Genomic DNA, 22,242 nt, shown 5'->3' on the forward strand with positions numbered 1-22,242 from the left:
GGACGAGATTATGCTACGTGCGTTTACCTCCACAGCCCTGTTGTTTTCTGCACTGACAATGAGCGGAGCCAGCCTTGCGGGAAATGACCCATCCATACCGGTAGGGCCTTACCTTGGGCAAACTCCGCCGGGCCTAACGCCAGAGGTGTTTGCACCCGGCATTGTCTCGAAAGAGCACCGCGAGCTGAGCGGTTTTTTCGCGCCCGACATGAAAGAATATTATTTCACCAAAAAAACACCGGACGACGGCAAGTGGTGGCTCGTTACCATGAAGCAGGAAAACGGCCGGTGGCATGAGGCTGGTGTGACGGCACGGGTTGGGCGCCCGATCTTAACGCCAGACGGCAAAACCATGCTGCTCGACAAGCAGTATAGGGAACGCACGGAGAGCGGTTGGTCTGAGGTCAAAAGCCTTGGCCCCTTCTTTGAAGACATCCGCATCATGCGCCTCACAGCCAGCGCAAATGGCACCTATGTTTTGGATGAAGCCACGCGGGACGGCAAGGGCGTGCTGCGGGCCTCCCGCCTGATGGGCGGTGAACGCGAAGCCCCAAAACCGCTGCCCGATACGATCAATACTGGCACATGGAATGCCCACCCCTTCATCGCGCCGGATGAAAGCTACATCATCTGGGACGGTGAAAGGGAAAGCGGGCAAGGCGATAGTGATCTCTATATCAGCTTCCGGCAGGAGGATGGGTCATGGGGTGACGCCATCAATATGGGCGACGAGGTCAACACGGCTGCGATGGAGTCCGGGGCCTATGTATCGCCAGATGGCAACTATCTTTTCTTCAACAGAAATGTGAGCCACCCGGACAGTGCTGACAATATCGATATATTCTGGGTAGACGCTCAGGTTATCAAGTACCTGAGGCCCAAGCCTCAATAAAGCTCGTTTTTGAAGTTCTCGACCGCGGCATCAAGGTCGCGGATGGGCATATCAAGGTCCATATGGTCGCGGAACATCTCACCCGCGCTTGGGAGCGCTGAACGGTCTGGCCAGCAGTCTGGCTCCCACAGGCGGGAGCGCAGGAACGCTTTTGAGCAGTGCAGGAAAGCGGTTTCCACGCTCACCCTGATCACCGAAAGCGGCTTCTTGAGGCCGGTCTCAAACCGGGCGCGCAAGCCTTCGTCTGTAATGATTTCAGCGGTGCCCAGAATACGCAGGGTCTCCCCCACATTGGGGATAAGGAAAATGAGGCTCACGCTCGGGTTAATGAGGATGTTTTTGAGCGAATCGAGCCGCCGGTTACCCGGCCAGTCAGGCAGCAGGAGCGTAGTATCACCCTCCACCTGCACGCTGCCCGGCGCATCGCCGCGCGGGGTCACATCTACCTTCGCGCCGCTTGCGGTCGCCATGAGGAAAAAGGGCGAAAGCTCAATGAAGCGTTTGCAGTGCTTATCAAGCGCGGGCAGTTCCTTATTCAGGCCCTTCATGCTTGGCACACCATAATGTGCCTCAAGCGCCTCAAGCGTTTCGATGCGCTGAACATTCTCTTGCGGTGTATTAGCCATCACTTCCCTCCCAGGTGTTCAGTCCGGGACTGGGCACCTAAACGGCGGAAGCTTCCCGGCCTGCATCCGCGCTGTCATTAGCTTGTGTGCCTGTGCCCATATCAAAGTGCTTTGAATAGCGGCTGGCGATGCGTTCAACCGGTAACAGGATAAACACATCCGTGGTGCCAAACTGTTTGTCCACCACCGCACCATCGCCGATAAAACAGCCGATGCGCAAGTAGCCCTTGATCAGCGGCGGCAGGGCCCGGCGGGCCCGGCGGGTGTCAATCTCATCCGCCGCCATGGTGTTCATCTCCACATACTGGCCATCAAGCGCACGCACGTGGAAATCATCCGCCACCAGATGGTTGTGATAGAGGTAGGCCAGCGCTTCCTTGAACTCAGCAGGGTCTGTGCCCTCAAAGCTGGCGCAGCCAAACATATAAGCGATGTTGTGTTCCTTGAGGTATTCTGAAATGCCTTTCCACAGCATGTTGATGGTGGAATTGGCGCGGTAATCCTTGTGCACGCACGACCGGCCAAGCTCAAGCAGCTGGCGGCCTTCGCCCATTTGCGCACGGAAGCCTTTTGAGTTCATCGGCGTGAGGTCAAACTCACCACCGGAATAAAAACCGTTATGGGCGTCTGCCACTTCTTGCCGCAAGAGCCGGTAGGTGCCCACAACGCGCTTGCCCTTTTTGCGGTCATGGTCGATCACCAGAAGGTGGTCACACACCGCGTCATAGGGGTCGATATCGCGTTTGGTCATACGCATGCGCCAATCCGGCTTGGCATGCATTTCCTCGTAGAATATCTTGTAGCGCAGCTTTTGCGCCCATTTGATTTCCTTGAAAGACCGCGCGAGACGAACCTCTAGGCTGCCTTGTCGCACATAAGACGGCGCGCCAGCCAGGGTTTGTGCGGCGGCAACGCGGGGGCGAATGAGAGCATATTTTTTCATAAGGCAATCCTAATAACGACCCATAGTGGCGGTATTGTTACAGACGCTTGAACATACCGTGACATCAGATGTCATATGTCGGCCTTCCCTTTGCCGGTTGCAAGGCCAGTTGCAAGAGTACCCCCTCCCACCGACTTTTTCCACAAAACCATCAGGAGAACGAGGCCGGGCAGCGCAAGCGCTGTGGCATATAGGAAAAATTCAAACCAGCCAACGGCTTCCGCAACATAGCCGCTGGGCGCACCCAGAACCGTGCGCGCCTGATTACCGAGCGACGACAAAAGCGCATATTGGGTGGCGGTGAAATTCACGTTACAAAGCCCGGCGAAATAGGCAATGACCACGGTGGTGCCAAGGCCGGTAGCAAAATTCTCAAGCCCCACGGTGAGACCCAAACGCCAACCTTCCGTGGCGCTGGTTGCAAGCCATGCGAAGCCGAGGTTGGTAAGCATCATGAGGATACCGGTCAGGAGAAGCGCCTGATAGATACCGATACGCTTATAAAGCACGGCGCCAAGGGCAACCCCCACCATCAGCGTGATGAAACCCACCGTTTTGTTCGCTGTGGCTATATCAAGGTCTGAATAGCCAAGCTCAACGATCAATGGCCCTGTCATGATCGCGGTGACAGCATCGCCCGCCTTGAAGAAAAAGATGAACAGCAGAATGAGCAGCCAATGCTCGCGCCGGGTAAATTCCTTGAACGGCAGGTACACCGCTTCGCGCAGGCGTTCCAGTACCACCGGCAGGCTCTTGTGGGCTTCACGCTCAGCCTTGATGAAATCACCGTCCTGTTTGCGTTCGGGCTCCCCCACCCAAAGGGCGGCAAGCACACCGGGCACCAGAAGAAGCGGCAGCAAAAGGATGGCGGCAGACCAGCCGTAAAAATACGCAAACGCCACCACGCCCGCGCCCGCAATAAAGTTTGCGGTGCGGTAGCCAAACACATAAGACGCGGCGCTATACCCTTGGTCTTCATCCTCGATGATCTCGATCCGGTAGGCGTCGATCACGATATCCTGGCTGGCGGAGAGGAAAGCGATGAACGCCGCGAGCACCGCAACGCTATAAAGCTCTGTCGCGGGCTCTAACGTCGCCATGGCAATGAGCGAACCGGCCATCATCGCCTGAATGGCAAACAGCCACCCCCGGCGCTGGCCAAAAACTTTGGTGATGGGGCCAAGCGGCAATCGGTCGATCGCCGGGGACCAGAGAAACTTCCAAGTGTAAAATGTGGTGATCAGGGCAAACAGGCCAACATCTGATTTGCTGACACCTTCGCGGCTGAGCCATATGCCGAGAAGCGAGATGACAAAAGTGAGCGGGAAGCCGCTTGCCATGCCAAGCCCGAAGGTGGCGACGATGCGCTTGTCACCATATGGTTTCAACCCGTCGATAAAGTCCCTGTAGGTTGCCACGCGGGCCCTCCCTTTAGTGCTAAAACAAGTGTGGCACACTACGCCACACCTACGCCGCAAAAACGCGCACACTTACGCCACACATGCCACATTTATACCCCGGATTCCGCCACACATTTCGCCACACTTCTATAGTCGTGCGGCACAATTATGGCCGAAGCTATCCCGCAGGCATTAACCGGTGATCACGCTGGCATCCACAGTGATCCAAAGCCCTTCCGCTTTGGCTACCAGCGCACCAGATGCATCATAAACCGCTGTACCGCAACGCCTTTTCCGGCCAGAGCCACCAAGATTCCAACCAATAACTGTGGCTTCACCCTCAGCCCGAAGCGGGGCGACAATCTCTGCCGTCAAGCGGCCAAGAAGCGCGGGTTCGCCAGCAGCACAGGCGAAATATCCCGGGCAATCAAGCGCCGCCCAGATGAAAGCTTCATCCACAAATCCGTTTTTATTTTCAAAGGCTTGATCGAGTTTCCACACGGCGGCGACCATGCCCTCAACTCCTTCCACCAGCTTTGAGTGCAGGCACAGGGCGTCCGGGTGTTCCCGGTCTTGCCCGCAGACAAAACAGGTGCCAAAGGGCTCAAATTTTTTCGGCCTACCCGGCGCATCCACCGGGTTCCCACCAAGTTTCAAGGGTTTGGGGAGCGCTGGTACATCAAGGCTGAGTGTCGCGGGTTTGGCAACGCCCAGCACCTGCTCAGCCCCCTTGAGGACTGCGCCGTCCGGCGTTTTCTCAAGCGTCAGTGGGGTATCAAGAGGAGGTGGTGCCTTCAGGCTGGCCTCAACCGGGCCTTCTAGCACGCTGGCCATCAGGCCGCAGACATAGCCGCCGTTTCCACTTGTTGGCGGCCCTTTGAAGCGCGACGCAACCATCACGTTTTGCTGCATATATCCTCCCCGCTCGGCTTTCTGGCACTTTATTGTCACCAAATGCCGTGTTTACCCGTGTTTTGGCTTTTCTTTCGCCTGTGATTGGGAGTATGAAGCGCCATGAGCACAAGCGAAACCCAAAAAGCGACAAATAATCCAAAAGGCGATACCACGGGCGATACTGGCGACCGGATCGGTAGCGCCCGCGAGGCGGCCGTACGCACGCTGATGGCTGTCACCCTCAAGAGCAGGCCTTTAGATGTGGCGCTTGACGATATCACTTCAAGCCTTGATAGCCGCGACCGCGCGTTTGTCATGCAGCTTGTAATGCTGTCGCTCCGGCGCCTTGGCAGCCTGCGCGCACTGATGGGCAGGCTTGTTGACCGCGGCCTGCCGCGCAACGCCACCTGGACCGACGCGGCGCTGATCACCGGTCTCGCGCAGATCCTCCTTATGCGCACAGCAGACCACGCGGCGGTGAATGAAACCGTAACACTGGTCAAAAACCTCTCCGGCAAGGAAAAGGGCTTCGCGGGCCTTGTGAACGCGGTGTTGCGCCGCGCGGTGCGGGAGCGGGACGCCCTTACCGGCGTCCTCAACGCAAAACCGCAGGCCGACCTGCCGTTATGGCTGCAAACCAGTTGGCGCAGGGCCTATGGGCAGGACGGCATGGTCGCCATCGCCCGCAGCCTGCAGGATACACCGCCGCTTGATATCAGCCTCAAGCCCGGTGAAGATAAAGTCGTCTGGGCAGAAAAACTTGAAGCCACGCTAATGCCAAACGGCACGCTGCGCCGCGCACTTACCGATGTCACCAAACTGCCGGGTTATGACGATGGTGTCTGGTGGGTGCAGGATATGGCGGCCAGCCTACCCGTTGCCCTGCTTGGCGACGTGAGCGGCAAACATGTGATGGACATGTGCGCAGCACCGGGCGGCAAGACCATGCAGCTCGCGGCCCTTGGCGCCCGCGTGACCGCCGTGGACCGCAACAAAAACCGCCTCACCCGCCTGCATGCCAACATGAAACGCACGGGGCTGGCTGCTGATGTCTACACCGCTGATGCTACCGCTTTTGGGCCGCGCGGGTCTGTGGATCATATCCTTCTTGATGCGCCATGCTCCGCTACCGGTACGCTGCGCCGCAACCCGGATGTGACCTGGACCAAGTCTGAAGCGGATGTTGAGAAGCTCACTAGTCTGCAAAAACGCATGCTGGATCATGCCTTCAAGCTGCTGCCTGTCGGTGGTACGCTCGTTTACTGCGTATGCTCGCTTGAACGCGTGGAGGGTGAAGAACAGATCAGCGCCTTCCTCGCCCGCCATGAAAACGCCGCAAGACGCGTCATAACTGCGGCGGACATTGGTGGCATGGCAGAGCTGATCACGGCTGATGGCGACATGCGCTGCCTGCCGTCGGCGCTGGCTGACCAAGGCGGAATGGACGGTTTTTTTGCCGCACGAATTGAAAAGCACAACTAGGCCTGAAAACCTTACTGAAGGAGCGCTCGCACGCTTGCGAGAGCAGGGCCAAACTGATATGGAGGCCCCATGCAAAAGCCACTCAGAATAGCCCCTTCCATCCTCTCGGCGGATTTTGCCCGACTGGGTGAAGAAGTAAGAGCCGTTGACGCCGCTGGCGCCGACTATATCCACATCGATGTGATGGACGGCCACTTTGTCCCCAACATCACGATCGGCCCCGATGTTGTGAAAGCCCTGAGGCCCCATTCCAGCAAGGTTTTTGACGTTCATCTGATGATTGAACCGGTGGACCCCTACATTGAGGCTTTCGCAAACGCCGGCGCGGATATCATCACCGCCCATGTGGAAGCAGGCCCCCACACGCACCGCACCCTGCAGGCCATTCGGGCCCTGGGCGTGAAAGCGGGCGTATCGCTCAACCCATCTACACCTGAAAGCACAATCGACTATCTTTATGAAGAGCTGGACCTTATTCTGGTCATGTCGGTTAACCCGGGCTTCGGTGGCCAGAGCTTTATTGAGAGCCAGTTGAGGAAGATTGAAGCGATCCGCAAGCGCATCGACGCCCTTGGCCTTGATATCGACCTTGAGGTAGATGGCGGCGTGAACGCGAACACCATCAAACAGGTGGTAAGTGCAGGCGCAGATGTCATCGTGGCCGGTAGCGCCACCTTCAAAGGCGGGGCGGATGCTTACGCGTCCAACATCGCGGCGCTCAGGGTATAAACCGCGTTAGTATTTTCAGAGTATTGAACTTTTAAGGATAGGGAGCAGGCGGCGATGAACGCGGCCTTTGATCAAATAGCCGAATATGCGGCCCGGTCCCCCATGTCACGCTCGACCCTTCGGCGTGATAGCGGCACCCCCCTTGTCCTTGAACTTCTATCGCGCTTTGGTCGCTCCGTGCGCGAGTGGGGATATACCACATCGCTTTATAGCTACCGGTTGCATGGCCGCCACCCGGGCCAATTGCTGGGCAGCCCGGACGACCCGGCGCCGGGGAACGCAACGCTCGGCTCAGCCATTTTTGGCGGTGACATGCTGTTTGAGGGCGAGCAACACGCTCTCAAGGAAGAATTCTGGATCAGACTTGATAGCGCCTCGCCTGCCTTCCGCAGATACGCCCATAGCTTTCACTGGCTGCAAGACCTGGCCCAGGTTGGTGACCAGATAAAAGCACGCGACGCGGCAGAAACCATCCTCGGGTGGTGGCTGCCTTTCGGGGAAGACTGGTTCAAAGAAGCATGGGAGGCGGAAACTCTCGCGCGGCGGCTGATCAACTGGCTGACCCACGCACCGCTAATCCTCTCGGCCGATGATCTCGTCTATCGTTCCAAGGTACTCACCAGCTTTGCGCGCCAAACACGTCACCTGATGCGGGTGTGGCGCGATACTGAGCACGGCCTGCCGCGGGTTTACAGCACTGCGGCCCTTACGCTGTGTGGCCTGCTACTACCAGGCGGCGCTGCGTGGCTGAACCGTGGTGCCCTCGAGCTTGAGCGCACGCTCAAGAACTTCATCCTGCCAGACGGCGGTCCTGCGAGCCGAAACACGGCAGATGCCATCCGCACCATGCAGCTTCTGATCCTCGTACGGGGTGCATTTCAGGAACGCGGTGACGATTTGCCGCCCTGGGTGCAAACCACGCTTGACCGCATCGGGCCCTTTGTGCGCGCCATGCGCCACGGTGACGGCAGCTTCGCACAGTTTGGCGGGGTCACAGCCGAAGGCGGCCACGGAACCAACGCCATATTGGCCGCCAGCGAAGCCAAGGGCAAAGCCATAGAGAATGCGGCCCACTCAGGGTTTCAGCGCATTGTTGCAGGAAAGGCCTGCCTGATTTTGGACGCCGGGCCACCACCCGGCGGCAATTTCGCCGCACGCGGGCACGCCAGCACCTCCGCCCTTGAGTTCTCAAACGGGCAGGAACGCTTGATTGTGAGCGTGGGGCCTGCCTCAAAACGCGGGCCGATGCCGCAGCTTGCCAAACTGGCGCGCACAACAGCCGCCCATTCCGCGCTCGTGATCGGGGACCGCAACTCAACACGGTTGATGGACGATGGCCGTTTGGGCGCCGGGGTTTCCGAGACGCTCACCATCCGGGAAGTGATGGAAGAAAGCGTACGGCTGCGCACCACCCATGACGGTTACCTGAAGCGTTTTGGTGTTAAACACGAACGTATTGTAGAGCTTTCAAGCGACGGAACACGCCTTAAAGGCAGCGACAGGTTGTTCGGGCCCAAGCTCAGGAAGCTGAGCGGCCAGCAGGTGTTGCTGCGTTTCCACCTGCATCCGCAGGTCAAGGCGCTCAAGGCCCCAGACGGGCGGATCACGCTTGAAACCCGTTCCGGCAAAACCTGGATTTTCGACGCCGATGGCGGCATCGCAGAGATTGAGGACAGCCTGTATCTCAGCAAGCCCGACAGACCGGAAGCCACAAAGCAAATTGTCGTGACACTATCAAAAGAAGGGGCCCAAAGGGGCTCAGGCGAGGGGACAAACCAACCCATTTGCAATTGGGTTTTGAGTGAAATGAACATCTGATCATCCGCTGTTGGGTTGCGGGGGGTCAGGTGTTTTCTATTTTTAGAGGCGACCATAACCAATGGATAAAGTTGTTATCAAACGTGCGCTTTTGTCGGTTTCCGATAAAACCGGGCTTGTTGAGCTTGCAAAAGCACTGGCGGAAAACGGTGTGGAAATTCTTTCCACCGGCGGATCGGCCAAAACAATCCGCGACGCAGGTATTCCCGTTAAAGAAGTGGCAGACCATACCGGCTTCCCCGAGATGATGGACGGCCGGGTAAAAACCCTGCACCCTAAAATTCACGGCGGTTTCCTCGCGCTTCGCGACAATGCCGACCACGTGAAAGCCATGGAAGAGCACGAGATTGGCGGCATCGACCTTGTGGCCGTGAACCTCTATCCGTTTGAAGCGACCGTCGCCTCTGGCGCTGATTTTGATACCTGTATCGAGAATATCGACATCGGCGGGCCAGCCATGGTGCGCTCAGCGGCGAAAAACCACGGTTTTGTTACCATCGTCACTGATCCCGCTGACTATCCAGCCATCATTGCCGAGATTAAAACACAGGGCGGCACCACCCACGCCACCCGCAAAGCCATGGCCGCAAAAGCTTACGCCCGCACGGCCGCGTATGATACCGCCATCAGTCAATGGTATGCGGAACAGAACGGTGTGACCTTCCCGGACCGCATGACAGTTTCTGGCACAAAAGTGCAGGAATGCCGGTATGGCGAAAACCCGCATCAGGTTGCAGCCTTCTACCGCAACGCCGAAGCACGCCCGGGTATTGCAACAGCAACCCAGCACCAAGGCAAAGAGCTTTCCTACAATAACCTCAATGACACCGACGCCGCCTTTGAGCTGGTGAGCGAGTTTGACCCGAGCGTGCCAACGGTGGCCATCATCAAACACGCCAACCCATGCGGCGTGGCAAAAGGCGCAACGCTCAAGGAAGCCTATGAGAAGGCCCTGAAATGTGACCCGGTTTCCGCCTTTGGTGGTATTGTGGCATTGAATGGCACGCTGGATGCAGACACAGCGACCGAGATCGTCAAGGTCTTCACCGAGGTGATTATCGCCCCCAATGTCACCGATGACGCCAAAGCGATTATTGCGGCGAAGAAAAACCTGCGCCTGCTCACCACTGGTGGCCTTGCGGACCCGGCACAGGCTGCCAAAATGGTGAAGTCTGTTTCTGGGGGTTATCTGGTGCAGAACCGGGATACCGGCCGCATCACACTCGATGACCTGAAGGTGGTGACCAAACGCGCGCCGTCGGACGATGAGCTCAAGGACATGCTGTTCGCCTTCCAGGTTGGCAAACATGTGAAATCAAACGCCATCGTTTATGTGCGGGACGGCATGACCGTGGGCATCGGCGCAGGCCAGATGAACCGGCGGGACAGCAGCCGTATCGCCGCCATCCGTGCCGGTGAAGCCGCCGAGATGGCGGGCGAAAGCGAGAGCCTCGCCAAAGGCAGCGTGGTGGCAAGTGACGCCTTCTTCCCGTTTGCGGACGGCCTGCTGGCTGCTGCGGAAGCGGGGGCAACAGCGATCATCCAGCCGGGCGGCAGCATGCGCGACGAGGAAGTGATCACCGCCGCAGATGAAGCGGGCCTTGCCATGGTGTTCACTGGCATGCGCCACTTCCGCCATTAAGATCAGCGGGCGTGCGAGACATTCATGAGGCGCTTTCGAGCGCCTCTTTTATTTTGGCGATGGTGTCACCTCGTGCGGCGGGCACATAGGCTTTCGCTGGCACTTTACCCCACACAGGGCCGGGCCAGGCGACGTCCCCCTCATAGCGCGCGATGATATGGATATGGAGCTGCGCCACCATATTGCCAAGCGCAGCCACATTCATCTTATCCGCCTCAAACAGCGTCTCCATCACAGATGCCACATGGCTGATTTCCCGCATCAGGGTTTGCTGGTCAGCCTCCTTGAGCGCATGTATCTCGCGGACCTCAGCGCGTTCAGGCACCAGAACGAGCCACGGGTATGTGCTGTCGTTCATCATAAGCACACGGCAAAGGCGCAGGGAGCAGATTTCCACCGTATCTGCAAGTAGTTGCGGGTGAAGCTCAAATTCTGTCATAGTGGTTTTCCATAACGCGATTGGGGGATTGTTTATATGGCACCTTATTACCGGATCAGGCCAGCCAATGAGGAGGATATTTTTTTCATTCGGGCGTTAGAGCTCGACCCGGCAAATCAATATGTACACTGCTGGGACGAAGATACCCACCGCGAAAAAATGGCGCACCCCAGTTACCATTATTTCGTCGCGGAAGATGTTGAAGAAAAACCGCTGGGCTACGCGATCCTGACTTATAACACACCCGAACGCCTGGAATGGCGCCGGATCATCGTGGCGCGGCGTGGTGCCGGGCTTGGCACTACCTTCATGCGAGACATACTGAAACATTTCTCCAAAGACCAGACACTCAAAACCATCCGGCTCGATGTGTATGAAGAGAATGCCCGCGCGCGGCATGTTTATGCGTCGCTTGGTTTTAGGGAGACAGGCACCGATATAGCAAAAGTGCCAGGCCGCACCCTCATACTGATGGAAATCGATAACACCTGAAAATCAGCAACAAAAACCGCTGCCAAAATTGCCTCGGCAGCGGTTTCACGTGAAATAAGAGTGCACCTTAGGCTGAGGGGTCTTCCTCTTCCTCGTCTTCGTGCTCATCCTTCTCTTTTTTGGCCTTATCCTTCATCTTTTTGGCGTGCTTCTTGTGCTCTTTTGCCATGTCCTTGGCATGTTTTTTATGAGCCTTAGCCATATCCTTGGCGTGTCTCTTGTGTTCCTTGCCCATGTCTTTGGCTTGTTTCTTGTGGGCTTTGGCAATGGCCTTGTCGCACTTGGCTTGGGCTTTGGCCCTGTCGTCATCGGACCCGCCTTCGGCCTTTTTCATCGCCGCGTCGCACTTGGTTTGTGCTTTTTCCATCGCCGCCTTGTGCACGTCGTGCATGTCACCCTTCTCGTGGTGATCAAGCGCCTGCGCCGCACCAAAGCCTGTGACAGCAAAACAGGTAGCAAAAATGATGGTGATAACCGGGAGCTTTTTCATCTTCCCCTCCTCAGATGACCTTCGGTTCGTCGAATACTCGCTAGGTATACTAGCGCACTTTGAAGCCCCCCACTACTGCGGAGGGCTAGACTCACGCATTAGTGCTATTCGCCTGCCGAGCGCCGCATGAGTTTCTCAAAAAAATCCACCTGCCGGGCGATCACAGTGATGGGTACGGCTTCATTGGTGCCGTGGATACGCTTGAGATCCTCGGGTTTGAACACAAACGGCATGAAACGGTACACCCCATCTGCCACAGCGTCATAGTGCCGCGCGTCTGTCCCCTGTACCGTGAGTGTGGGCGCAATGGGGATATCGCTAAATTCATCCCGGATCGTGGCTTCAATGGTTTTATAACCTTCGCCCAGAGCATCCGACATGCTGGTGGCCTCACGCCCACCACCCAGGTTGGTGATGGTGACTCGCTCGTCATCCACAAGGCTACGCGCACGTTCGGTCACGCTCTCCACCGTATCGCGGGGGTGAATGCGGTAGTTCACGACCGCTTCGCCGTACTGCGGCAGAATGTTGGTTTTGGTGCCCGATTTCATCATGGTGAAGGCTGTTGTTGTGCGCATGAAAGCCGCCACGGTCGGACTTTTTGAAAGCTCCACCTCGAGCAGCGGACGGGTGAGCCACAGGTTCGCGATCATCATACGGTTGATGAAAGGCTGCTCAGGCGCCACAGCAAATAAAAACTCCTCCAGATGCTCATCCAGCACCGGGTCATAGGGGTTGTCCATCACCGCCACACCCGCTTTGGCGGCAAGACTTGCAGCCGTAAACTCTTTTGGTGCGCTTGAGTGCCCGCCTTCATCTTCGGCCGAAAACCGGAGGGTGACTGAGCCTTTTTCACCAAGGCTCACGAGCGCCACCGGGCTTTTGATACCGGGCACAATACCGTCTGTCATTGCGGAGCCCTCATCCATCGCCCACGCGAGCTGTACGCCCTTGGCCGCGAGGCGTTCGGCCATCTTGATCGCACCCAGATCGCCGCCCAGTTCTTCATCATGCCCAAAAAGGAAATAGATATCCCGGTCTGGGGTGAAACCCGCGATCGCCAGCCGTTCCGCCGCTTCCATCAAAGAGATCAATATGCCCTTGTCATCAAGTGCGCCACGCCCCCAAAGCACACCGTCCTCATCGATCACACCGTCAAACGGTGGATACTTCCAATCCTTCAGCCCATATTCGGGGATTGGCACCACATCCATATGAGCCAGAAGGGCGATCGGTTTTTTGCTGCTCTCTACCCCCGCAGGCCAGCGGTACATCAGGGAATAGTCTGAGACGACTTCCTTCTCCATCACTCGGTGCACGTTTGGATAAGTAGTTTCAAGGAAGGCGTGGAAACCCTTGAATGCCTCATCATCAGGCGCCTCTTCAAAGCTATGGCTGATGGTCGGGAACCGGATGGCGGCGGCAAGGTTCTCACCGATGCGGCGGGCTTCAACAGGGTCTATTTCCGCACTTCTAAGCGTTCGTGCCTCGCCCGCTGGCAGCATCACAAAGGTGCGCGTCACCATCACGGTGATCAGCACCAACAGCGTGAGGCCGAGAAGTTTCAAGATACGCATATAGTCCCCCTGAGAACATAAGATGTCAGACCAGATATCTAGATCGTTCTAACTCTAATTCCAGACCTGTCATGCGGTTCAGTCGGGGATACCGATGCAAAAAGGCCGGGAAGCCCCGGCCTTCGTTGCCTGTATAGTCGCATCATAGGCGCATCAAGCCTGCCGCTGATTAATAGCAACTTGTCGCCGTTACATTGGCTTGTTTTGAATTGCCGCCCGCGGGTTTGACCGGGCAGGTCATGGCTTCGCTATTTGGCATAGTGGCCTGAGACTGACATTGCCCGATACCAGAACTGTTTACCGTAGCAGTGCATGAGGTCACAACAGTGGAACCGCAGGTTAGTGAAATCGTAAACGCATCGCCTTCTTTACCGCTCACACTGATGCCCGCAACGCCCGTGTTACCTTTGCTGCAGCTTTGGCCTTGCGCCTGCGACGGCACAACATGCTGATCATTTGATACCGCTTCAACCGCGGTCCCGATTGTCGTGAACCCCAGCATTGCGGCACTCGCCAGCAGTAGTGAAATTGATGAACCCATAATCGCCTCCTTTGTTGAGCTATCAGAGAAACGACGTTTTCGGGGCCGGTTTGTGAGCTATTCCCAGCTGTCAGGCACCCTTACCAGGGTCTAGAAATGCACAATCACAGGTGCGAGCATATACATACCGTCACTTTCCGGCTGAACGGATTTGAAACCGAGCTTTTCGTAAAACACCGGCTCATCACCAACCAATGTGATATAGGCCTTTGGCGGCGCTACGCGCTCCAGATATTTCATCAGGTACCGCATCACTGTTTTACCAAGGCCTTTGCCCTGATAAGCGGGGTCTACAGCTACATCAACAATTTCAAAATTCAAGCCCCCGTCACCAACAATACGGCCCATGGCAATGGCTCGGTCGCCTGCGAGAATTTGCACACCATAAAGCGAGTTTGGCAGGCCGAGGCGCGCACCCTCTGCGTCTCGCGCGATGAGCCCTGAAACCTCACGGAGCCTCATAAAATCATCCACTGACACCGGCTTCTCAAGCACGTCAAAATGCGTCATGGTTATATCGTCTTTTCCTTGAAGAGGCAGATATCGGTGAGCTTGCACTTGGCGCAGTCTGGCTTGCGCGCCTTGCAGATATAGCGCCCGAGCAGGATAAGCCAGTGATGCGCATGCAACTGAAACGGCTCGGGGATCACTTTCATCAGCGCGTCTTCCACACGGTCCACATTCTTGCCGGGCGCGAGGCCGGTGCGGTTTGATACCCGGAAAATATGCGTATCCACGGCACAGGTTGGTTGGCCAAACGCAATATTCAGAACCACATTTGCGGTTTTGCGGCCCACGCCCGCCAGAGCCTGCAGCTCTTCCCGTGTTTCCGGCACTTTGGAGCCGTGTTTTTCAATCAGGTCACGGCAGAGCTTGATAACATTCTCGGCCTTGGCGTTATAGAGCCCAATGGTTTTGATGTGGGATTTCAGCCCATCAACACCTAGCGCAAGCATCTTCTCAGGCGTGTCGGCCACCGGCCACAGGTTCTTCGTGGCCTTGTTCACCCCCACATCGGTCGCTTGGGCCGACAGCACCACAGCCACCAAAAGCGTGAACTCATTCACATAGTCAAGCTCGCCTTCGGGGTTTGGGTTGTCTTCCGCGAGACGCGCGAAAAACTCAAAAATCTGTGCGCGATTCAATTTTGAATATTTTCCCGCCATTACCTGAGCCCTTCCGCAAGGTTAGCCACCACCCGCACAAGACGGGCAAGGTCCACATCACGCGAAAGGCGGTGATCCCCGCCCGGCACAAGGACGACCTCAACGTCCTCGCCGGTGATGTTATCTGCGATGCGCATGGCCGTCTGCCACGGCACGTCAGGGTCGGCGGTGCCCTGAATGAGGCGCACAGGGATATCAAGGTGGATAGGGCCGTGGTTCACGCGGTTCCGCCAACCGTCTTCAAACAGGTCACGGGTGAAAACATAAGGGTCTGGGCCATAATCACTGGGCACCAACAAACGGCCTTCGGTGAGGATGGTGTTGCGCTCAACCTCCGTCAGCGCGTCCCAATGCCAGAGCGTGAAATCAGGTGCTGCAGCGAGGCCCACGAGCGCCTTCACCCGCGCGCGCCGTGCTTTTGCGGCCAGAAGCGCGATCCAGCCTCCCATGGAACTGCCAACAAGGATTTGGGGGCCTGTCGTCAGCCGGTCGATCACCGCAAGCGCATCCTTGAGCCAAAGGCCGATGGTGCCATCCGCAAATTCGCCGGATGATTGCCCGTGCCCCTGATAATCAAACCGCACGAACGCGTGGCCTTCGCGCCGCGCCTGTTCCTCCAGCGCCAACGCCTTTGAGCCTTCCATATCGCTCATAAAACCGCCAAGAAACACCACGCCCGGCCCCGCGCCATTGGTGCGGTGATAGGCGATTTTTGTACCGTGCTCGGTTTCCATGAAGGATGATTCTGTCATACTCAAATTCCCCGGTGCCAGATCTATGTGACTTGTGAGTGACCCTAGCAGGGGTCTTTTTAAGGCTCAACGATAGAAAAACCAAGGCATTGCTTGACTTCCACGCAGGGGATAGTTAACTCGCGAATTCCATATTTTCTATTTTGAGGAAACCAGACCAATGAACGAGAACGAGAGTGTCAAAAACCCGGTCAACCTGCGCCTGCCAGATGGCAGCGTGCGCACGTTTGATGGCCCGGTGACCGGCACCACCCTCGCCGCCGACATTGGACCCGGTCTCCTCAAGGCTGCGCTTGCCATCAAAGTGAATGGCGAGCTGTGGGATCTAGGCCGTGAAATTGAAGCGGATTCGGACGTTTCCATCATCACCAAACGTGACGATGACGGGCTTGAGCTGATGCGCCACGACGCTGCGCACATCATGGCCGAAGCCGTACAGGAACTGTTCCCCGGCACGCAGGTTACCATCGGCCCGGTTATTGAAGACGGCTTCTTCTATGATTTCGCGCGCGACAAGCCGTTCACAGAAGAAGACCTAGAGGTGATTGAAAAGCGCATGCACGAGATCGTGAAGCGTGATGAGGAAATCATCCGCGAGGTATGGGACCGTGATGAAGCTGTCGCTTACTTTAAGAAGATCGGTGAGCATTATAAAGCAGAGCTGATTGAGGCGATCCCGGCGGGCGAAGCTGTCACCATTTACCGGCAAGGCAACTGGCTTGACCTGTGCCGTGGGCCACACCTGCCTTCAACGGGCAAGCTGGGCGACGCTTTCAAATTGATGAAGGTTGCGGGCGCTTATTGGCGCGGTGACAGCAAAAACGAGATGCTGACGCGCATATACGGTACCTGCTGGACCGACAAGAAAGAACTGAAAGCCTATCTTCTTCGCCTCGAGGAAGCAGCAAAACGCGACCACCGTAAGCTGGGCCGCGAGATGGACCTGTTCCACCTGCAGGAAGAAGCACAGGGTAGCGTTTTCTGGCACCCGCAGGGTTACACCATCTGGCTGCAGATGGAAAAATACATCCGTGGCAGGCTGCAAGGTGCTGGTTACCGCGAAGTAAAAACTCCTCAGCTTCTCGACAGCAAGTTCTGGGAACAGTCGGGCCACTGGTCCAAGTTCCGTGAAAATATGTTCGTGGTGCCGGATGAGATCCCGAGCACAGAAGAAGATGCGCCGGTTCTGTCAGGCGATGCCAAGCTGATGGCGTTGAAGCCCATGAACTGCCCGGCACACGTGCAGATTTTTAAGCAAGGCATCAAGTCCTACCGTGACCTGCCGATCCGTTTTGCCGAATTTGGCTGCTGTCACCGCAACGAAGCGCACGGCGCGCTGCACGGCTTGATGCGCGTGCGCCAGATGACACAGGACGACGCCCACATCTTCTGCCGGGAAGATCAGGTAACGGAAGAAAGTGTCGCTTTCTGTGCGCTGCTTGCCAGCGTTTACCGCGATCTTGGCTTCCCTGACTTCAAGGTTAAGCTGGCCACGCGCCCTGAGATGCGCGCTGGCACCGATGAGATTTGGGACAAGGCCGAAGGCGCCCTTGAAGCTGCGCTTAGGGCTGCGGAGCTTGAGTTTGAATACGCCCCCGGTGAAGGCGCGTTCTATGGGCCAAAACTTGAGTTCCACCTCTCGGACGCCATTGGTCGCACCTGGCAGTGTGGTACGCTGCAAACTGACTTTGTGCTGCCGGAACGACTGGACGCGAGCTACGTGGGCGAAGACGGCGTTAAGCACCGCCCGGTGATGCTGCACCGCGCCATCCTTGGCACGCTCGAGCGTTTTATTGGCATCATGATCGAGCATTATGCCGGCAAGATGCCGCTTTGGCTTGCACCAACCCAAATTGTCGTCGCGCCGATCACCTCTGAGGCGGATAGTTATGCGCAAAGCGTTGCAGACAAGCTTGAAGCCCTTGGCATGCGGGTGAAAACGGACCTCAGGAATGAGAAGATCAACTATAAAGTCCGTGAACATAGCCACGCCAAAGTACCGGTGATTTTGGTTGTGGGCATGCGCGAAGCGGAAGAGGGCAAAGTGTCCATGCGGCGCCTTGGCTCAAACGAGAATAAAGTGATGCCGTTTGAGGAAGCAGCAAGCGCACTCGCCGCTGAATCAGAGATGCCAACTGGCAACTAATGTGGCTAATCTGTAACAGTCTGCCAAAGCCCGCGCTTTTCAAGGCTTTGCACAGCGCACGTTACAAGCTATAGTACAAGTGCAAGGCGGGCTACATGTGTGGCCCGCCACTTAACTTCGACAGGAGAACCGACCATACGTAGAGGGCAATTTGCGACCCCACCCAAACAGGAAGGGCCGCGCGTTAACGATCAGATCAGGGTAAGAGAAGTCCGGCTGATCGGAGCTAATGGTGAAAACCACGGTGTCGTGACAACGGCTGAAGCGATGAATATCGCGGCAGACTCAGGCCTTGATCTCGTCGAGATCTCGCCAAACGCGGAACCGCCCGTATGCAAGGTTCTCGATTACGGCAAGTTCAAATACGAGCAGCAGAAGAAAGCTAATGCTGCCCGCAAAAACCAGAAAACTCAGGAAGTCAAAGAGATCAAGATGCGTCCGGGCATTGATGTTCATGACTACCAGACCAAAATGAAGAAGATTCACCAGTTCATCGAAAAAGGTGACAAGGTGAAGGTAACCATCCGCTTCCGTGGCCGTGAAATGGCACACCAGGAGCTGGGCATGGAAGTTCTTCACAAGGTTGCAGGTGAGATGGAAGAAGAAGCCAAGATCGAAGCGCGCCCCAAGATGGAAGGCCGCCAGATGATCATGGTGATCTCACCAAAATAAGCATACCTGACAATGGGTGATGCCAGCGAACAACCGCCTCATTTTGGGGCGGTTTTTTGTTGGCCAGAAAAGCTAGCGGTTTGCGGCCCTAGAAATATCTATTTGACTGTATAGTCCCGACCTTCGAGGCAAGCGCCCATCGCGCGGTCATAGTCCGCGACTTCATGAGATAGATAACGCTGACTGAACGCAAGGTCGGCTTCATAGGCCTTCTCGGCTTTACGCTTTGCCCGGCGGTTCTTCAGTGTGGAACCGAGAAACCCCGCCCCCGCACCAATGAGTGCGGACTTCCCAATGCTACTGCCCGTGATCGCCCCAACCGCAGTACCCAGGGCAGCACCTCCCACGGCACCGCGCACCGAGCTACCGCGTTCCTTGGTATCTTGTGGAGGTACAGGAACGCTCAGCCCCGCGCGGCTGGGATCAAAGCCGGTTTGGCCTACTGCCCAGCTATGGCACTCATAGCGATCACGGTCCTGTTGGGCCGTATCCTGGCCAGCTTTCGGATAGATGTAGATCTCCCGTTTCGCTGGTGCCGACGTCCCGGCCGCCGCCGGGATTGCGGAGAGTGCAAGGCCCAGTATCGCAAGTGGGCCTGCAATGCGGCCAATGATGGCGGTTCGTGTGGTTGCTGTCATGACTATTGCCCTTCTGGTTATATTCCTGACCCATTAGACGACCAGCCAGATGGTTTCATTCCACACAGAACCGAAAAACCGTCTACTCCCGTATGTTCTGCAGCCGGACACGGATTCTCTCGCGTGCCTTATACCACCGTGTCATCTGGTCTTCGGTCAGCCGGCCGGACAACTCACGCTCCATGCTGTCGATCAAGATCATAAACTCTTGTTTCTGATAGCCGACGAGGCTTTCAACCTCACGCCCTGTGGCAAGCAGGATCGCATTCACCTCTGTCTCTTGGTCCGCTTCCACAGGACCAATGAGGCGACTGACATGGCTTACAAAACCATCCGCCGTTCGCATGTCACGCAGTACCTCCAGCCTGTCCCGGATCACAGCGCCAAGTATCGCAGCCCCCAAAAACATCCCCACGAGCAGCGTGGCAGTCAGCATGGCAGCCACTTTCAGGATCGGTTTTTTTGCTTTCATGTTGCTCATACCCTCAGAGTGAAAGGGCTGCATCCGCGCTTGCTGGTACAAGCGCAAAAACAGCGTCGATTAAGTCGTCTGGCGGACCGAAGGCACTATTTTTTGCCATCGTGATATTATGAACGGCAAGTAACAGACAAACTGCCATCGCTGGCACAGCGAGACGGCGAAACATCATAGACATCGTGCCTGCAATCTCGATCATACCGTCCACCATGCCGGGCGCTGGCTCCTCCCCTTTATCGAGACGGTTCAGCACACGATCGACAAAGCCGGACTCAAAGCGCTTAGGTATGTGGGTCTCCAGCATATGGACAAGCCGGTCGTCCGCCTTCTCTGCTTCGGTCATCAGTTTGAGTTTCTCAACCATGCTTATAGTCCTCCAGTTGCGCGGCCATTTGTTTTTTAGCGCGCGCCAGTCTTGAAAGTATCGTGCCCTCAGGCATACCAAGGATTGCTGCCGTTTCAGATGTGGAGTGACCCTCTATGAGTCGCAGCACAATCACACTGCGAAAAGGCACGGGCAGGTTCATCAATGCACGGGCAATCGCTTGTCTCTCTTCCGCTTGCTTGCCGCTATCGACCGGACCGACAAGGGCATGGTCCATCTCGTAGTCAAGCGCCCTGAAGCGGCGGAAAAACCTCTTTCGTTTCTTGAGGTGGTCGAGGCAATGGTTGATCGCTATCCGGGTGACAAAAGTCTTGAGGCTTGCCTCACCTCTGAACCCACCAAGCGCTGCGTATAATTTCATCATCACCTCTTGCCCGATGTCATCCGCATCTGCACCCGGCCCCACCATGCCAAACACAACCCCGGCAACAGTGGTTTCGTAGTGTTCAACCAGCGTACGGAATGCCTCAGTGTCGCCACCAAGCACCCTTGCCACCAGCATTTCATCACTATGTGTACCCATGCCTGTCTTCGCCATGGCGTTCGCCAAAACCCCGCCTTTCACGTCGCTGATATATCAGCTGCGCGGTTATACTTGCTGGTCGAGGCCCGATGGGACAAGACGCAAAGACTCGGCGCCCCAAATACCCCTGATCCTTCCAACAACGCCCACACATTCCACTCATTGGGCCAAATGGTACAAAGCTCGTCCAGAGAAAAACTTTCAGGAGTCACGAGATTTCATGAATTTTTTCATGCGCGCTCGCCGCTCGTCCTGAATGGTTTTATATGTTTTCATCTGCTCCCTGCTGAGGTGGCGTGAAAGGGCGGCTTCGGTATCAGCCCGAACAGCTTTCATTTCTCTGGCAAGACTTAGTTTTTCCCTGAGTGAAAGCTTGGGTTTTACCCCTTTACCAAAACCGTGTTTCTCAAGAATTCCAAGCTGCTTCTCCCTGCTTGCCTCCAGAATCGGTGTGACCTTTTCCTCCTGTTCGGCTGTGAGGCCAAGTCGAACTTTATTCTCCTCCGCGCGTTCCGTTAGCGCTTCAAGGGTCGCAGCATCTAAACGCTGCTGAGCCCAGGCCTGAGCACCATGCCCTGTAACAACTATGACAACCACACACAAAAGGGCTCGAAAACTCACAAACAAAATATTTCTCCGTCGTGTTCATGTTTACTGTTCCCCTTTAGACGCCACATCGACCGGCATCATTCCCACTAACGAACAATATTCCACTATAGGCGTAATATTCCGCTATATTCATCTGGCATTCCGAGCATGACTTCCAAAGAATGTGTTGTGTTTTCAACGAAATACGCGGTGCAAAAACACCCAAAGGAGACCAGCATGAAGTTTGGTGATTATCTACGACAGACACGAGAAAAAGCTGGCCTGACCCAGCCCGAGGCCGCAGCGAGGGCCGATATTGAACAATCCTACCTTTCCAAGCTGGAAACCGGGAAGTCCTACCCTTCGGAAGATATATTCACGCGGCTTATTGCCGCCTATTCCATCGATGTGGAAGACCTGTGCCGGTCTGTGTTCGCAGCGGAGCTGGATAAGCTCCGCGAGATCAAGGATGTGCGCCGGGTGATCCTTACCCGCCAGAACAAGGAAAGCCGGTTTGTGCGCGCCTGGCTTATTGCGGGCCTTATCATGATCATGCTCGGCGGCGGCATGTTCGGCCTCGCCTATTCGATCCCCGATGGTAGGCATATGGAATATTCCTACCGCTCGGAAGGTGTGATCCAGCAGGGCGAATCGCCCATGATTTTCGAGTTCCTGTCCGTTGGCGGACCGGACAGTGAGAACCGCAGCCTGAGCGACAGGGTGGATTATGCGTTCAAAACCTTGAGCGAGAACAAAGGCAACAGCTTCATTGAACCAGTAGAGGGCGGATACCGGAAATACACGCTGTTTGACAGCGTCAAAGCCAACCATCCCTCCGCTATAAGCTGGCATTATGCCTTCGGGATCATGTTCCTTTGTGGCGGGCTGGCATGCTTTTACATCAGCCGCCGCTGGCGATAGACCGGACG

25 protein-coding genes are annotated in these 22,242 nt (G+C 56.3%); 9 read left to right on the forward strand and 16 right to left on the reverse strand.

Annotated elements, in window-relative coordinates:
* Positions 1-10: 10 nt before the first annotated feature.
* A complete protein-coding gene (locus ACOOGA_RS09280; RefSeq protein ID WP_417462666.1) occupies positions 11-892 on the forward strand; it encodes a hypothetical protein in 882 nt (293 codons plus the stop codon).
* Here ACOOGA_RS09280 and ACOOGA_RS09285 read toward each other — a convergent pair.
* The 4 genes from ACOOGA_RS09285 to ACOOGA_RS09300 form a co-directional block, all read right to left on the reverse strand.
* Entirely contained in the window at positions 886-1,518 is a 633-nt protein-coding gene (locus ACOOGA_RS09285) for an MSMEG_1061 family FMN-dependent PPOX-type flavoprotein (RefSeq protein WP_417462665.1), read from the reverse strand. The two genes, ACOOGA_RS09280 and ACOOGA_RS09285, sit on opposite strands and share 7 nt — an antisense overlap.
* Positions 1,519-1,555: 37 nt before the next feature.
* A complete protein-coding gene (locus ACOOGA_RS09290; protein ID WP_417462664.1) occupies positions 1,556-2,461 on the reverse strand; it encodes a GNAT family N-acetyltransferase in 906 nt (301 codons plus the stop codon).
* 71 nt (positions 2,462-2,532) lie between these two features.
* The gene (locus tag ACOOGA_RS09295) at positions 2,533-3,879 is read right to left on the reverse strand and encodes an AmpG family muropeptide MFS transporter (RefSeq protein WP_417462663.1); all 1,347 of its coding nucleotides are present in this window, start codon (positions 3,877-3,879) and stop codon (positions 2,533-2,535) included.
* 174 nt (positions 3,880-4,053) lie between these two features.
* Entirely contained in the window at positions 4,054-4,773 is a 720-nt protein-coding gene (locus ACOOGA_RS09300) for a hypothetical protein (RefSeq protein WP_417462662.1), read from the reverse strand.
* A gap of 102 nt (positions 4,774-4,875) precedes the next feature.
* On the opposite strand from ACOOGA_RS09300, the gene ACOOGA_RS09305 reads away from it, so the two are divergent.
* The 4 genes from ACOOGA_RS09305 to purH all read left to right on the forward strand — a co-directional run bounded on the left by ACOOGA_RS09305 (position 4,876) and on the right by purH (position 10,426).
* Positions 4,876-6,237: an RsmB/NOP family class I SAM-dependent RNA methyltransferase gene (locus ACOOGA_RS09305; protein ID WP_417462661.1), complete on the forward strand. Its 1,362-nt coding sequence runs from the start codon at positions 4,876-4,878 to the stop codon at positions 6,235-6,237.
* Between the two features lie 69 nt (positions 6,238-6,306).
* On the forward strand, positions 6,307-6,966 hold the full coding sequence (rpe, locus tag ACOOGA_RS09310) for a ribulose-phosphate 3-epimerase (protein WP_417462660.1): 660 nt from the start codon (positions 6,307-6,309) through the stop codon (positions 6,964-6,966).
* Positions 6,967-7,020: 54 nt separating this feature from the next.
* Entirely contained in the window at positions 7,021-8,784 is a 1,764-nt protein-coding gene (locus ACOOGA_RS09315; protein ID WP_417462659.1) for a heparinase II/III family protein, read from the forward strand.
* Positions 8,785-8,845: 61 nt separating this feature from the next.
* Positions 8,846-10,426, forward strand: a complete 1,581-nt coding sequence (gene purH, locus ACOOGA_RS09320) for a bifunctional phosphoribosylaminoimidazolecarboxamide formyltransferase/IMP cyclohydrolase (RefSeq protein WP_417462658.1) — start codon at positions 8,846-8,848, stop codon at positions 10,424-10,426.
* A gap of 22 nt (positions 10,427-10,448) precedes the next feature.
* Here the strand turns inward: purH and ACOOGA_RS09325 are convergent, their stop codons facing one another.
* Entirely contained in the window at positions 10,449-10,865 is a 417-nt protein-coding gene (locus ACOOGA_RS09325; protein ID WP_417462657.1) for an HIT domain-containing protein, read from the reverse strand.
* A gap of 36 nt (positions 10,866-10,901) precedes the next feature.
* Here ACOOGA_RS09325 and ACOOGA_RS09330 point away from each other — a divergent pair, with 36 nt between their 5' ends.
* Positions 10,902-11,357, forward strand: a complete 456-nt coding sequence (locus tag ACOOGA_RS09330) for a GNAT family N-acetyltransferase (RefSeq protein ID WP_417462656.1) — start codon at positions 10,902-10,904, stop codon at positions 11,355-11,357.
* A gap of 67 nt (positions 11,358-11,424) precedes the next feature.
* On the opposite strand, the gene ACOOGA_RS09335 is transcribed toward ACOOGA_RS09330, so the two are convergent.
* The 6 genes from ACOOGA_RS09335 to ACOOGA_RS09360 all read right to left on the reverse strand — a co-directional run bounded on the left by ACOOGA_RS09335 (position 11,425) and on the right by ACOOGA_RS09360 (position 15,883).
* Positions 11,425-11,847: a hypothetical protein gene (locus ACOOGA_RS09335; RefSeq protein WP_417462655.1), complete on the reverse strand. Its 423-nt coding sequence runs from the start codon at positions 11,845-11,847 to the stop codon at positions 11,425-11,427.
* 104 nt (positions 11,848-11,951) lie between these two features.
* Positions 11,952-13,424, reverse strand: coding sequence for a M20/M25/M40 family metallo-hydrolase (locus ACOOGA_RS09340; RefSeq protein ID WP_417462654.1), 1,473 nt, complete (start codon positions 13,422-13,424; stop codon positions 11,952-11,954).
* Between the two features lie 169 nt (positions 13,425-13,593).
* Positions 13,594-13,965, reverse strand: a complete 372-nt coding sequence (locus ACOOGA_RS09345; protein WP_417462653.1) for a hypothetical protein — start codon at positions 13,963-13,965, stop codon at positions 13,594-13,596.
* Positions 13,966-14,055: 90 nt separating this feature from the next.
* Positions 14,056-14,475, reverse strand: coding sequence for a GNAT family N-acetyltransferase (locus ACOOGA_RS09350; protein ID WP_417462652.1), 420 nt, complete (start codon positions 14,473-14,475; stop codon positions 14,056-14,058).
* 2 nt (positions 14,476-14,477) lie between these two features.
* On the reverse strand, positions 14,478-15,131 hold the full coding sequence (nth, locus tag ACOOGA_RS09355; RefSeq protein ID WP_417462651.1) for an endonuclease III: 654 nt from the start codon (positions 15,129-15,131) through the stop codon (positions 14,478-14,480).
* Positions 15,131-15,883 (reverse strand): alpha/beta hydrolase, encoded by a 753-nt coding sequence (locus ACOOGA_RS09360; RefSeq protein ID WP_417462650.1) that lies wholly within the window; start codon positions 15,881-15,883, stop codon positions 15,131-15,133. Before ACOOGA_RS09360 ends, nth begins: the two co-directional genes overlap by 1 nt.
* Positions 15,884-16,043: 160 nt before the next feature.
* On the opposite strand from ACOOGA_RS09360, the gene thrS reads away from it, so the two are divergent.
* Both thrS and infC read left to right on the forward strand, forming a co-directional pair.
* Complete coding sequence (gene thrS, locus ACOOGA_RS09365) at positions 16,044-18,029, forward strand: threonine--tRNA ligase (protein WP_417462649.1); 1,986 nt, start codon at positions 16,044-16,046, stop codon at positions 18,027-18,029.
* A gap of 135 nt (positions 18,030-18,164) precedes the next feature.
* Positions 18,165-18,701, forward strand: coding sequence for a translation initiation factor IF-3 (infC, locus tag ACOOGA_RS09370; RefSeq protein WP_417462801.1), 537 nt, complete (start codon positions 18,165-18,167; stop codon positions 18,699-18,701).
* 98 nt (positions 18,702-18,799) lie between these two features.
* Here infC and ACOOGA_RS09375 read toward each other — a convergent pair whose 3' ends face one another.
* The 5 genes from ACOOGA_RS09375 to ACOOGA_RS09395 all read right to left on the reverse strand — a co-directional run bounded on the left by ACOOGA_RS09375 (position 18,800) and on the right by ACOOGA_RS09395 (position 21,346).
* The gene (locus ACOOGA_RS09375) at positions 18,800-19,339 is read right to left on the reverse strand and encodes a YMGG-like glycine zipper-containing protein (RefSeq protein WP_417462648.1); all 540 of its coding nucleotides are present in this window, start codon (positions 19,337-19,339) and stop codon (positions 18,800-18,802) included.
* An 82-nt stretch (positions 19,340-19,421) separates the two neighbouring features.
* On the reverse strand, positions 19,422-19,811 hold the full coding sequence (locus ACOOGA_RS09380) for a hypothetical protein (protein WP_417462647.1): 390 nt from the start codon (positions 19,809-19,811) through the stop codon (positions 19,422-19,424).
* Between the two features lie 13 nt (positions 19,812-19,824).
* The gene (locus ACOOGA_RS09385) at positions 19,825-20,181 is read right to left on the reverse strand and encodes a hypothetical protein (RefSeq protein WP_417462646.1); all 357 of its coding nucleotides are present in this window, start codon (positions 20,179-20,181) and stop codon (positions 19,825-19,827) included.
* Positions 20,174-20,740: an RNA polymerase sigma factor gene (locus tag ACOOGA_RS09390; RefSeq protein ID WP_417462645.1), complete on the reverse strand. Its 567-nt coding sequence runs from the start codon at positions 20,738-20,740 to the stop codon at positions 20,174-20,176. The genes ACOOGA_RS09385 and ACOOGA_RS09390 overlap by 8 nt, the downstream gene beginning before the upstream one ends.
* 186 nt (positions 20,741-20,926) lie before the next feature.
* On the reverse strand, positions 20,927-21,346 hold the full coding sequence (locus ACOOGA_RS09395) for a hypothetical protein (RefSeq protein ID WP_417462644.1): 420 nt from the start codon (positions 21,344-21,346) through the stop codon (positions 20,927-20,929).
* A 204-nt stretch (positions 21,347-21,550) separates the two neighbouring features.
* Here ACOOGA_RS09395 and ACOOGA_RS09400 point away from each other — a divergent pair, with 204 nt between their 5' ends.
* Positions 21,551-22,234, forward strand: a complete 684-nt coding sequence (locus tag ACOOGA_RS09400) for a helix-turn-helix domain-containing protein (protein WP_417462643.1) — start codon at positions 21,551-21,553, stop codon at positions 22,232-22,234.
* Positions 22,235-22,242 lie beyond the last annotated feature (8 nt).

This window comes from Kordiimonas sp., from assembly GCF_965216265.1.
Taxonomy (GTDB): Bacteria; Pseudomonadota; Alphaproteobacteria; order Sphingomonadales; family Kordiimonadaceae; genus Kordiimonas.